The sequence below is a fragment of the Actinomadura sp. GC306 genome, from assembly GCF_004348665.1.
GTDB lineage: Bacteria > Actinomycetota > Actinomycetes > Streptosporangiales > Streptosporangiaceae > Spirillospora.
The window spans coordinates 1-10,867 of record NZ_SMKM01000231.1; the positions used below are offsets into that span (position 1 = coordinate 1).

A 10,867-nucleotide genomic window follows, 5' to 3' on the forward strand; every position below is an offset into this window, starting at 1 on the left:
CGGTCCAACTGCTGTCTCTACTACCGCGTCCCAGGTGGGGGCATGTGCGGGGATTGCGGGCTCTCGTCCCGGGATTTGAGATGAGGGCCCAAGCAGTGAGACGTTTGCAGTAGAGTGCGCGCATGGCTTCCCGCAGCATTCGCCTGGCCGTCATCCCGGGTGACGGCATCGGTCCCGAGGTCGTCGCCGAAGGGCTCAAGGTCCTTGAGGCCGTCGCCCCGTCCAGTGGCCTGGCGTTCGAGCAGACCTCCTACGACCTGGGCGCCGCCCGGTGGCACCGGACGGGCGAGACGCTGCCCGACGCGGTCCTCGGCGAGCTGCGCGAGCAGGAGGTCATCCTGCTGGGCGCCGTCGGCGACCCGAGCGTGCCGAGCGGTGTCCTGGAGCGCGGGCTGCTGCTGCGGACGCGGTTCGAGCTGGACCACTACGTCAACCTGCGGCCGGTGAAGCTCTTCCCGGGCGTCACGACGCCGCTGGCGGGTGTGAGGACGGACGACATCGACATGGTCGTCGTCCGGGAGGGCACCGAGGGCCCCTACACGGGCGTCGGCGGTGTGCTCCGCAAGGGCACGCCGCACGAGGTCGCCACGCAGGAGAGCGTGAACACGGCGTTCGGGGTGGAGCGGGTCGTCCGGTACGCGTTCGAGGTGGCCGCGTCCCGGCCGCGCAAGAAGCTGACCCTCGTGCACAAGGACAACGTTCTCACCTTCGCCGGTGACCTCTACCAGCGCGTCCTCAAGCGCGTCGGCGAGGAGTACCCGCAGGTCGCCACCGACTACGTGCACGTGGACGCGGCGACGATGTTCTTCGTGAACCAGCCGCAGCGGTTCGACACGGTCGTCACCGACAACCTGTTCGGCGACATCATCACCGACATCGGCGCGGCCATCGCCGGGGGGATCGGGCTCGCCGCGTCCGGCAACGTCAACCCCGACCGCACCGCGCCGTCGATGTTCGAGCCGGTGCACGGCAGCGCGCCCGACATCGCCGGGCAGGGCAAGGCCGACCCGACCGCCACGATCCTGTCCGTCGCCATGCTGCTCGACCACATCGGCGCGGGGGACGCGGCCCGCCGCGTCGAGCAGGCCGTGTCCGACGACCTGGCCGAGCGGGCGGGCCTCGGTGCCCGCTCCACCGCCCAGATCGGCGACGCGATCGCCAAGCGAGTAACCGGCTAGGGGCACGCCTCCGCCGGAACGAGCACTCCGGGCGTGCCACGCGGCGCGCCCGGTTTTTCGTGCGCGCCGCGCAGATGAGGAGTGGGACTAGACGAAGTACGACAATAGGGACTAAGGAAGCCGAAGCGGCGAAGGGGCCGCCCCGGCGATCCGCGAGAGGACGAACCGCGATGAGCACCACCCTGGACTTCGAGATCACGCGCAACGAGCGGCCCGCGAGCGCCGCCGAACGCGAGCGCGTCCTGGCCGATCCCGGCTTCGGGCGGCACTTCACCGACCACATGGTCACCATCCGGTACTCGGCGGACCGGGGCTGGCACGACGCGCGGCTCGAACCGTACGGGCCGATCCCCATGGACCCGGCCAGCCAGGTGTTCCACTACGCGCAGGAGCTCTTCGAGGGCCTCAAGGCGTACAAGCAGCCGGACGGGTCGATCGTCACCTTCCGGCCGTACATGAACGCGGCCCGGATGAACCGCTCCGCGCACCGGATGGCGATGCCCGAGATCCCCGAGCAGCTGTTCGTGGACGCGATCGAGCTCCTCGTCCGCACCGACAAGGACTGGGTCCCCGACACCGAGGGCCACAGCCTCTACCTGCGGCCGTTCATGTTCGCGACCACCCGCGCGCTCGGCGTCAACAGCCCCGCGGACGAGTTCCTGTTCGCCGTCATCGCGTCCCCGTCCGGGCTGTACTACCCGCGCGGGATCAAGCCGGTCTCGGTGTGGCTGTCGCAGAACTACACCCGCGCGGCGCAGGGCGGCACCGGCGAGGCGAAGTTCGGCGGCAACTACGCGGCCTCGTTCGCCGGGCAGGCCGAGGCCGTCGCGCAGGGCTGCGACCAGGTCGTCTGGCTCGACGCGGTGGAGCACCGCTGGGTCGAGGAGGTCGGCTCGATGAACCTCATGTTCGTCTACGGGTCGGGCGCGCAGGCGCGCATCCTCACCCCCGCGCTCACCGGGACGCTGCTCGCCGGCGTCACCCGCGACTCCATGCTCAAGCTGGCGCCCGACCTCGGCATCCCCGCCGAGGAAGGCAAGATCAGCATCGAGGAGTGGCAGTCCGGCTGCGAGTCCGGCGAGATCACCGAGGTGTTCGGCTGCGGCACCGCCGCGATCATCAGCCCGGTCGGCCGGGTGAAGGGCGCCGACCGCGAGTGGACGATCGGCGACGGCGAGCCCGGCGAGGTGTCGATGCGGCTCCGCGGCGAACTGGTCGGCATCCAGTACGGCACCCGTCCCGACCCGTACGGCTGGGTCCACAAGATCGTCTGATCCCGGAGTTCGCGCAGCCCCGGCGCCACGCGCGCCGGGGATCGGCCGTCTCAGCATCCGGACGGTCGGCCCGAGCATCGGGACCCGTGTGGCAGACTGGGCGGCATCATGCGCCACAGCCTCGTGATTATCGGCTGGCGCGCCGGCAGCAGCTAACTGGACGACGCCGGCGCGCAGACCTCTCACGTCCGTGAGGGGTCTTTTTTGTGCCCTGGCGCTGATCACTCCCTTGGGGGCCCGACCATGCAAGGCGACGCGTTCCATGTCTACGACACCACCCTGCGCGACGGCGCACAGCAGGAGGGGCTCAACCTCTCCGTGCCCGACAAGCTCGCCATCGCGCGGCACCTGGACGACTTGGGCGTCGGCTTCATCGAGGGCGGCTGGCCCGGCGCCAACCCCCGGGACACCGAGTTCTTCAGGCGGGCTCAGACCGAGCTCGACCTGAAGCACGCGCAGCTCACCGCGTTCGGCGCGACCCGCCGGGCCGGTGTGAAGGCCGCCGACGACCCGCAGGTGGCCGCGCTGCGCGAATCCGGCGCGCCCGTCGTGACCCTGGTCGCCAAGAGTCACGACAGGCACGTCGAGCTGGCCCTCCGCACGACGCTGGCGGAGAACCTCGCGATGATCCGCGACACGGTCTCCCACCTGCGTGCGGAGGGCCAACGGGTCTTCCTGGACGCCGAGCACTTCTTCGACGGCTACAAGGCCAACCGCGCGTACGCGCTGGAGGCCGTCCGCACCGCCGCGGAGGCTGGCGCCGACGTCGTCGCGCTGTGCGACACCAACGGCGGCATGCTGCCGGACGAGCTGGCCGAGGTCGTCCACGACGTCGTCTCCGCCGGGGTCCGCGTCGGCATCCACTGCCACGACGACTCGGGCTGCGCGGTGGCCAACTCCCTCGCCGCCGTCAAGGCCGGCGCCACCCACGTGCAGGGCTGCGCGAACGGGTACGGGGAGCGCAGCGGCAACGCCAACCTGTTCACGGTCGTCGGGAACCTGCAGCTCAAGCGGGGCATGGACCTCGTCAGCGACGCGCAGCTCGGCGAGATGACCCGCATCGCGCACGCCGTGTCCGAGGTCACCAACATCGCGCCGGCCTCGCAGCAGCCGTACGTGGGGCTGTCGGCGTTCGCCCACAAGGCCGGCCTGCACGCCTCCGCGATCAAGGTCGACCCGGACCTGTACCAGCACATCGACCCGGCCGCCGTCGGTAACGACATGCGCATGCTGGTGTCCAGCATGGCCGGGCGGGCGTCGGTGGAGCTGAAGGGCCGCGAGCTGGGCTACGACCTGTCCGGCGAGAAGGCGAAGGCCGTCGTCGGCAAGGTCAAGGACCTGGAGAACGCCGGCTACAGCTTCGAGGCGGCGGACGCGTCCTTCGAGCTGCTGCTGCGCGAGGAGCTGACCGGCGTCCGGCAGCGGCACTTCGAGGTCGAGTCGTGGCGGTCGATCGTGGAGCGCCGGCCCGACGGGTCGATGATCAGCGAGGCGACCGTCAAGCTGCACGCCAAGGGCGAGCGGATCATCGCCACCGGCGAGGGCAACGGTCCGGTCAACGCGCTCGACAACGCGCTGCGGATCGCGCTCGGCCGGCTCTACCCGGAGCTGGCGCGGCTGGAACTCGTCGACTACAAGGTCCGCATCCTGGAGGGCGCGCACGGCACCGACGCCCGCACCAGGGTGCTCATCGAGTCCGGCGACGGCGAGCGCGAGTGGGGCACGGTCGGCGTGGAGGACAACGTCATCGCCGCGTCGTGGCAGGCCCTTGAGGAGGCCGTCACCTACTGCCTGCTCCGCGCGGGACACGAGGCGGGCTGAAGGAATCAAACCGGCGCCGCGGGCATTAACGACACCATGAGCACCGAGATCAGCGACAACGCCGAACAGAGCCGCTACGAGATCAGGCTGGACGGGGAACTCGCCGGGTTCGTCACCTACCGGAAACGCGATGGCAAGGTCTCCCTCGACCACACCGAGGTCGATCCCGCGTTCAAGGGCAAGGGCGTGGGCGGTTCGCTCGCCCGCGGCGTCCTGGACGACCTCCGGGAGAAGAACCTCTCGGTCGTCCCGGTGTGCCCGTTCATCGCGGGGTGGATCGACAAGCACCCCGACTACCGGGACATGGTGGCCGCCTGACCGCGGTCAGACGGCCCTGAGCTGCGACTCTCCGCCTTCGAGCGTCAACCACGCCGACAGCGACGTCTCCTTCAGCCGGATGCGCACGCGCGCGTAGCGGCTCGGGTCGACGAACCCGGGCGCGGACGTGATCACGTTCTCGAACACGAAGTCGGAGACGACGAAGGCGAGGTCGGCGCCGGTCTCGGCCACGCGCTTCTTCACCGCGGGCGCGTCCACCATCCGGCGCGTGGTGATGATCGAGATGCCGGAGACGCCCCTCGGGCCGCGCTGCACGGGACCGACGTGCAGCGCGGCCCGCAGCTGCATCCGGGTGGCCTCGGCGGCGCGGCGGTTGTGCCGGCGCAGCGCGGCGGCCAGGTGCGCGAGCATCGGGTCGACGACGGCCTCGGTCGGCGTGGTCGGCGGGATGACGATGAGGGCGCCGTCGCCGCGGTCCTCCTGGTAGAGGTCGGAGAGGACGAGGCCCGAGGCGGCGAACGCCTCGTCCAGGAGCCGGTACATGGTCGCCAGCACGTCCCTGCGGTCGGCGTCGGTGCGCGCGGGCGAGCTGAACCCGGTGATGTCGGTGATCAGGACCGTGCAGTTGCCTCCCGACCACTCGGGCAGCGCGCCGCGCGCGGGCCGCTCGGTCTGCCGCCGGTAGACCTGGTGCTCCAGGACGCCGCGGACGCGCGGGTTCCCGTCCAGGAAGGCCGCGAAGTCCCGGCCGCCGACGCGGAGCACCTGCACGTCGCCTTCAGCGGTGACCGTGGCGGACCGGTCCTTGACCATCAGCGCGGCCCGCTCGCCGACCAGCTCGCCCGCGCCGCGGAACGCGACGATCCGCTGGTCGGGGCCGTCCGCGACCGACACCCGCGTCCAGCCGGCCAGGATCACGATGACCTCGCCGGCGGGCCCGCCCTCGCGGCAGAGCACGTCCTCCCTGCCGTAGGTGTGGGGGTGCGCGACGGCGTGGAGCGCCTGCCGCTCGTCCGGGCTCAGCGCACCCCAGAACGTCGTCTCGTCGTAGGAGCGGCCGGGCAGGGGGAGGCGCTCGGCCGGCTGGAGCCGGCCGGTGACGGCGGGCGGGGGAGCGGGCGGCGGGCCGCCCGGCTCCCGCAGCGACCCGGCCCGCATGTACTGGACGAGCGCGTTCGTCATGGTCACCGCGGGAAGTGAGACGAAGGTCAGGCCGCCGACGACCATGGCGCCCTGCGAGCCGTCCAGCGCGTAGCCGAGCAGGGCGGCGAGGAGCGTCACGGGGGTCGTGACCTTCGCGTTCAGCAGGCCGGTGCCGCCGTGGGAGGTCGCCTGCCTCCACAGCCGCGCCGCGGAACGGTCGGTGCTCACGAATCAAGTCCTTCCCCCGGGAAGGTGCGGCGTAGTGTACGCCGCTCTCCCGGCGTTCGTCGGGTCCCCAGTTCTCCCAACGCTGAGACTACGCCGTCAGTCATATGAAGACCATACATTTGATGTATGAAATCAGGTGACTCTGAGCTACCCTGATGGCGACAGTCCAGCGAACCAGGGATAGCGGAGGTTTTCGGGGCAAACGGCGGGGGAACTACTAACGTGCACCCTGCATCAGGGGCATGGGTTTGCTGACGGAAGGCTGTATGCTCGCCTCACCCGGCGGCGGCCCCGGCGCTCCCGCCGGACCGGCCCCCGCCCCCGATTGGAGTACGCGCTCATGACGAACTCTCGAGCAGCCTCCGACAACTCGGGTGGAACCATGGACGCCGACGAACCGCACCGCGCCGAGGCGATCCCGCAGAGCGAGCGCGTGACGGTCAACCTCACCGGCAAGGCCGTGCAGTCCCTGCAGCGGCTCCAGGAACTGACCGGCTACAACAAGACCGACTGCATCAACCGCGCGCTGATCATCGCGAACGAGGTCGAGAACATGTCGCGCGAACCCGGCGCGGTCTACTGGCGCGAGACGCCCGACAGCGAGCTCATGCTCGTCCGCTTCGTCTGACCCGCGACGCCGGCCGGGCGCCGCGCAGCGGCGTCACCGTTCGCTGATCCGGGTGACCGTGCTCGGCAGGTGCGGGCGCAGCGGCCGCTCGAAGAGGGCGCCCGAGGGCGTGTCGTCGCTGGTGGTGCGGACTGCGACGTCCCAGAAGCCCTGGCGGCGGTAGTAGTCGTGGAGCTCGGTGTTGTCGGTCCAGACGTCGATCCGGATCAGCTCGGCGGCCGGCCGCCGTTCGGCTCCTTTGCGCCCGGCCCACTCGATCAGCTCCGCCCCCAGGCCGAGACCGGTGTAGTCGCGATGGACGATGAGGCGGTGCAGGTAGACGGCCTCGGTCGCGCGTTCCTGCGCCGTCCAGAGCTCCTTGTGGCCGCTCACCTTGATGCTGACGGTGCCGATCAGGCGCTCCCGGTCGAACAGGAGCCACGTCTCGCCCTTCCGCAGGGCCTTGTCGACGCGGTTCCGGCGGCCCTCCTCGCTGGGCCACGGCCGGTCCCACTGCGTGGTGTGCTTCTTCTTCCGCAGCCAGTCGGCCGCGTGGTCGATGAGCCCGAGGACGTCATCGAGTTCGTCGGGCCGGGCGAGACGGATGCGGTAGCCGATGCGGGCGGCCCGGCGGCGCTGGCGGGCCCCTTGTTCTGTGTCCACGTGCTCCTGACTCCGGGAAAAGCCGAGCCCCCGCCTCCCGGCCGGTCATGAGAGTGCCTCGGGCTCCCACACGGTCGGGAAGGGGGGCGTATCTGGAATGGTTGGGTGGCCTCCGCCGCGGTCGGGCGGCGGCGGCCTATCCGCTTCCGGCGTCGCCGGCCGGCGGGGATTCGCGCGGAGCTTCGGGGGAGGGGCCCAGGCCGGGCGCCCGGAGGACGTCGTCCGGGACCTTCCCGTTGTTGTAGTGCAGCCGTGTACGGTCGGCGGGCCATACCGTCACGGTGAGCCGGAACGCCTTGCCGTCGGGGGAGTACGCCGTCCGGACGGTCTCGAAGACGACGTCGGCGGCGGAGTCGCCGAGGTTGAAGAACCGCTTCTCGTTCTCGTCCGGGATGCGGGCCCTGATCTCGTCGTGGAAGCCGACCTCGCTGTAGCCGAGCGTCTCGCCGAGGTAGGCGACCGCGCCCTCGGGGATGTCCCGGGGGTAGAGCAGCCGGGACGCGCCCTCGGTGGCGAAGCTGAGCGGATAGAACGAGGTCTGCAGGGCCCAGGGGCGCTCCTCCAGGAACAGCTCCTGGTGGCGGGAGACGAACTCCGCACCGGGGTCCGACTGGAGGTACCGGGCGATGACCTTCGTGCCCTCCTGGACCTCCACCTTCACCGGGGACACCGTCACCTCGCGGTTCGCGGGGATGAAGGCGTCCCGGTTGTACCACTGGTCCGACCTGTTGCCCGGCGCCAGCCCCAGCTCGGCCGCCGAGAGCGTCACGTGGACGATGTCGGGCCGGTGGACGACGAACGTCCCCTTGCCCTGCTCCGAGACGACGAACCCCTGCTGCTGCAGCCAGGCCAGGGCGTCCCGGACGGTGTTGCGGGACGCGCCGTAGTAGGACTCCAGCTCCTTCTCGGGCGGGAGGCGCCGCCGGACGGACGCGCCGTCCCCGGGCGAGAGGTCACCGGCCTCGATGCGCTGGAGCAGGTCGGTCGCGATGTCGCGCCAGCGGCGAGGCGTCGTACGGGCCATGGGTCCGCTCCCTTTCCTGCCTGCTCACGGGGTCGTGCCCTCGCCGCCGACGAGGGACGTACATCGAACCGGACTACATGATCTAAACAAGTAGTTCCCGCCCAACGTGTTTGCAACCTCGAAAAAGGGTAACACCTTTGGTGAGACACTTGTTGGTACAAGTCAACTAGCGAAGAACTCGGACAACACTAGCAGTAGGAACTTTCTGATGTAAGTGATATGCCGAACCAGTCGGAGGAGGGAGCAACCATGCTGGTCGCCCTGTGGATCCTCGTCCCCACCACGCTGTTCCTCGTCTTCGTCTCGCACGTCCTGCTCATGGGCGTGCGCACGAGGAACCTGACGTTCGCCAGCCGGGAGGCGCGGCCCCGGCCGTCCCTCAACCGCATCGCGCCGCTGGTGAACGTCGTGGTGGCGGGCCGCGAAGCACGGTCGGGCCCGCACGCCCCATGATCTCCGGTCGCCGCGGGGCGGGCCGCTGACCTAAGGAGAGTTCGACGTGGAAGAGAGTCGGGCAGAGCCGGCGCCGTGCGCGCCGGGCATGTGGGAGGAGCCCAGCGCGTGCGCGGACGCGCTGCTGGTGCTGACGCCGGTTCCCGAGCCTCGCGTGCGGGAAACGCGGCCCGGAGGCGTGCACGTCGCCGTCACCGGACTCGCCGTCATGGTCGTCACGGCCGAGGTGGGACGGCGCGCGGGGGTGCCGGCCGGGCTGGCGGTGGCCTGCTCGGCGGCGGGGTTCGCCGCGGTCCTCGTCCCCCGGCTGGTCTCCGTGGCGCCTCCCGGTCCGCGCATCCGGCCGCGGCCTCGCCAGGCCGTAGCCCCGGCGGCGTACTGACGGCCTCGCGGGGGCGGCGGAGCCCCCGCAGGCGGCATCGTCCGGTCTCCCATCCGGTGACAGGGGTAGTGAAGGGAGGACTGAGGTGAAGGGGGCTGTTCGTGCTGCCTTCAGGAATGTTTCTCCCCCCAGAAACGGGACATAACGGATCTTTTCCCTCATACTTCTAGGAGACGGAAGAGAGAGGGATGATCAGTGACCGGCCGTATTCGCCCCCTGCCTCACCCGGACCCCTTCGTCGAAGCCACCCGCGGATACATCACCCGTGTAGGTGACGCGCTTCAGCAACGAGGGACGCCGCTGACGAAGGTATGGCTCGACCCCTCGAACCCGCGGGACGCGACCTTCGTCCTCGGACTTGAGGCCCTCGTCTGGAACGAGTCCGAGGGATTCGTCCTCGGTGAGTACGTCTCCGGTGAGCCCGGTGTCCGGACGGTCCTGCGCGATCCTGTCCGGCTCGGCGGCGGGGTCCTGCCCGACCCCTTCGCCGTCCCGGCGCTCCTGGTAAGCGGAGCCGCCGGGGGGCCGCCGGCCCCGCTGCGCTCCTTCGCCGCAGGCCACGACGGCTTCGAGGACCGGCTCGCCCGCTACGCGGACGACGGGAACCGGTCGTTCGACTGAACGGGGGTCTTTGCGCCGGTAACGGAATGCTTGCGGAGGAATTTCGCCAAACATGGCGAAAGCGGTGGCGGATTTCGGGTGGAACGGCCACGATGGTTCCGCACGGCGCGTGCGAGCCTTCCGCGCGCCGTCGTTCACCGACCCGAACCACCGGAGTGATCGTATGCCTGTCCGACGCTGGAGCCCCGAGGATCTTGGGCGTCCGACGGACGGCACCTGGGCGGACGTGGCCTTCGGCCTGGGCGAGATGTACGAGCGCGAGGGCGATCTGAAGCAGGCCGCGGACTGGTACCGGCGCGCCGCCGAGTCCGGCCGCCCCGCCGCCGCGCTGCGGCTCGGCGCCGTCCTCGGGCGGCGGGCGGACGCGGGCGCCGATGACCCCGTCTCCACCGAGGACCTGCTGGCCGAGGCCACCCGCTGGCTCAGCGGCGCCCAGAACGCCACCACCCCGGACGCGATCGAGCTCATCACCGACACGCTCAACCGGCAGCTCCGCCAGGCGGCCCGCCGCGGCCTGGAGCCCACCCCCGCCGGCTGACCGCTTCGCGGCACATCCGAACCGAACCGCCGCGCCCGTCGTCGGACTCCATGAGATCCACGACGGGAGGGTGACGAGTGAGCGGCGAGGAGCCCGGGTACGTTCCCCCGGACCACAAGACGACCGCCGAGTTCCGCGTCCGCGGCCGGGCCGCCGAGCCCGGGGCCGCGGCGGCGGGCCCCGAGGCGACCTTCGTCGACCGTCCCGTGGACGACCTCTCCGGGGCGACGCTCCAGGACGTCCCGCAGGACGATCCCCAGGACGGCCCGGACGTGACCTTCCAGGACTCCCTGATCCCCGGCCTGGACGACGAGGAGCCGGTGACCGTCACGGACGGCCAGGCGGCTTCGGACACCGCCACCGACGCGCCGAAGAGCTCTGACACCGTCACGGACGTGCCCCTGCCGTCCGTCCGGTCCGCACCCGAGGCGGCCGTGTTCGCGATGCCCGCTCCGGAGCCCGCTGCGGAGCCCGCGACCGAGCCCGCGACCGAGCCCGCGGCCGAGAAGGAGGCCGCGGCGCTGGAGGAGCAGGCGCCGCCCGCCGCCGCAGCGCAGACCGGTGGGCAGCCCGCCGTGCAGCCCGCCGTGCAGGAAGGACCGTGGACCGAACAGTTCGCCGCCGAAGCGGAGACGCCCGGCCCCGTCCCGCCGGGC

12 protein-coding genes and 1 pseudogene are annotated in these 10,867 nt (G+C 71.1%); 10 read left to right on the forward strand and 3 right to left on the reverse strand.

The annotated features are described in order from the left end of the window. The first annotated feature begins 122 nt into the window (after positions 1–122). The 4 genes from E1200_RS25580 (at position 123) to E1200_RS25595 (ending at position 4,591) form a co-directional block, all read left to right on the forward strand. Complete coding sequence (locus E1200_RS25580; protein ID WP_131954624.1) at positions 123–1,178, forward strand: 3-isopropylmalate dehydrogenase; 1,056 nt, start codon at positions 123–125, stop codon at positions 1,176–1,178. A 170-nt stretch (positions 1,179–1,348) separates the two neighbouring features. After that, positions 1,349–2,452, forward strand: coding sequence for a branched-chain amino acid aminotransferase (locus E1200_RS25585; RefSeq protein WP_131954625.1), 1,104 nt, complete (start codon positions 1,349–1,351; stop codon positions 2,450–2,452). 243 nt (positions 2,453–2,695) lie between these two features. Next, a complete protein-coding gene (cimA, locus tag E1200_RS25590; RefSeq protein WP_131954626.1) occupies positions 2,696–4,273 on the forward strand; it encodes a citramalate synthase in 1,578 nt (525 codons plus the stop codon). A gap of 36 nt (positions 4,274–4,309) precedes the next feature. Then, positions 4,310–4,591, forward strand: a complete 282-nt coding sequence (locus tag E1200_RS25595) for a GNAT family N-acetyltransferase (protein WP_131954627.1) — start codon at positions 4,310–4,312, stop codon at positions 4,589–4,591. A gap of 6 nt (positions 4,592–4,597) precedes the next feature. Here the strand turns inward: E1200_RS25595 and E1200_RS25600 are convergent, their stop codons facing one another. Then, positions 4,598–5,923: a cyclic nucleotide-binding domain-containing protein gene (locus E1200_RS25600; protein WP_131954628.1), complete on the reverse strand. Its 1,326-nt coding sequence runs from the start codon at positions 5,921–5,923 to the stop codon at positions 4,598–4,600. A gap of 382 nt (positions 5,924–6,305) precedes the next feature. Between E1200_RS25600 and E1200_RS25605 the strand changes: the two genes are divergently transcribed. Continuing rightward, positions 6,306–6,551: a hypothetical protein gene (locus E1200_RS25605; RefSeq protein ID WP_131954629.1), complete on the forward strand. Its 246-nt coding sequence runs from the start codon at positions 6,306–6,308 to the stop codon at positions 6,549–6,551. Positions 6,552–6,584: 33 nt separating this feature from the next. Here E1200_RS25605 and E1200_RS25610 read toward each other — a convergent pair whose 3' ends face one another. Both E1200_RS25610 and E1200_RS25615 read right to left on the reverse strand, forming a co-directional pair. Further along, a complete protein-coding gene (locus tag E1200_RS25610) occupies positions 6,585–7,193 on the reverse strand; it encodes a GNAT family N-acetyltransferase (protein WP_131954630.1) in 609 nt (202 codons plus the stop codon). 136 nt (positions 7,194–7,329) lie between these two features. After that, a complete protein-coding gene (locus E1200_RS25615; RefSeq protein WP_131954631.1) occupies positions 7,330–8,217 on the reverse strand; it encodes a GntR family transcriptional regulator in 888 nt (295 codons plus the stop codon). A 249-nt stretch (positions 8,218–8,466) separates the two neighbouring features. Here E1200_RS25615 and E1200_RS25620 point away from each other — a divergent pair, with 249 nt between their 5' ends. From E1200_RS25620 to E1200_RS25640, 5 genes and pseudogenes are all read left to right on the forward strand, one after another. After that, entirely contained in the window at positions 8,467–8,670 is a 204-nt protein-coding gene (locus E1200_RS25620; protein ID WP_131954632.1) for a hypothetical protein, read from the forward strand. A 46-nt stretch (positions 8,671–8,716) separates the two neighbouring features. After that, the gene (locus tag E1200_RS25625) at positions 8,717–9,052 is read left to right on the forward strand and encodes a hypothetical protein (protein ID WP_131954633.1); all 336 of its coding nucleotides are present in this window, start codon (positions 8,717–8,719) and stop codon (positions 9,050–9,052) included. Between the two features lie 195 nt (positions 9,053–9,247). After that, positions 9,248–9,673: a DUF6292 family protein gene (locus tag E1200_RS25630; protein WP_131954634.1), complete on the forward strand. Its 426-nt coding sequence runs from the start codon at positions 9,248–9,250 to the stop codon at positions 9,671–9,673. 163 nt (positions 9,674–9,836) lie between these two features. Further along, a complete protein-coding gene (locus E1200_RS25635) occupies positions 9,837–10,211 on the forward strand; it encodes an SEL1-like repeat protein (protein WP_131954635.1) in 375 nt (124 codons plus the stop codon). 77 nt (positions 10,212–10,288) lie between these two features. Continuing rightward, positions 10,289–10,867 (forward strand): annotated as a pseudogene (locus E1200_RS25640) (hypothetical protein); the annotation flags it as partial.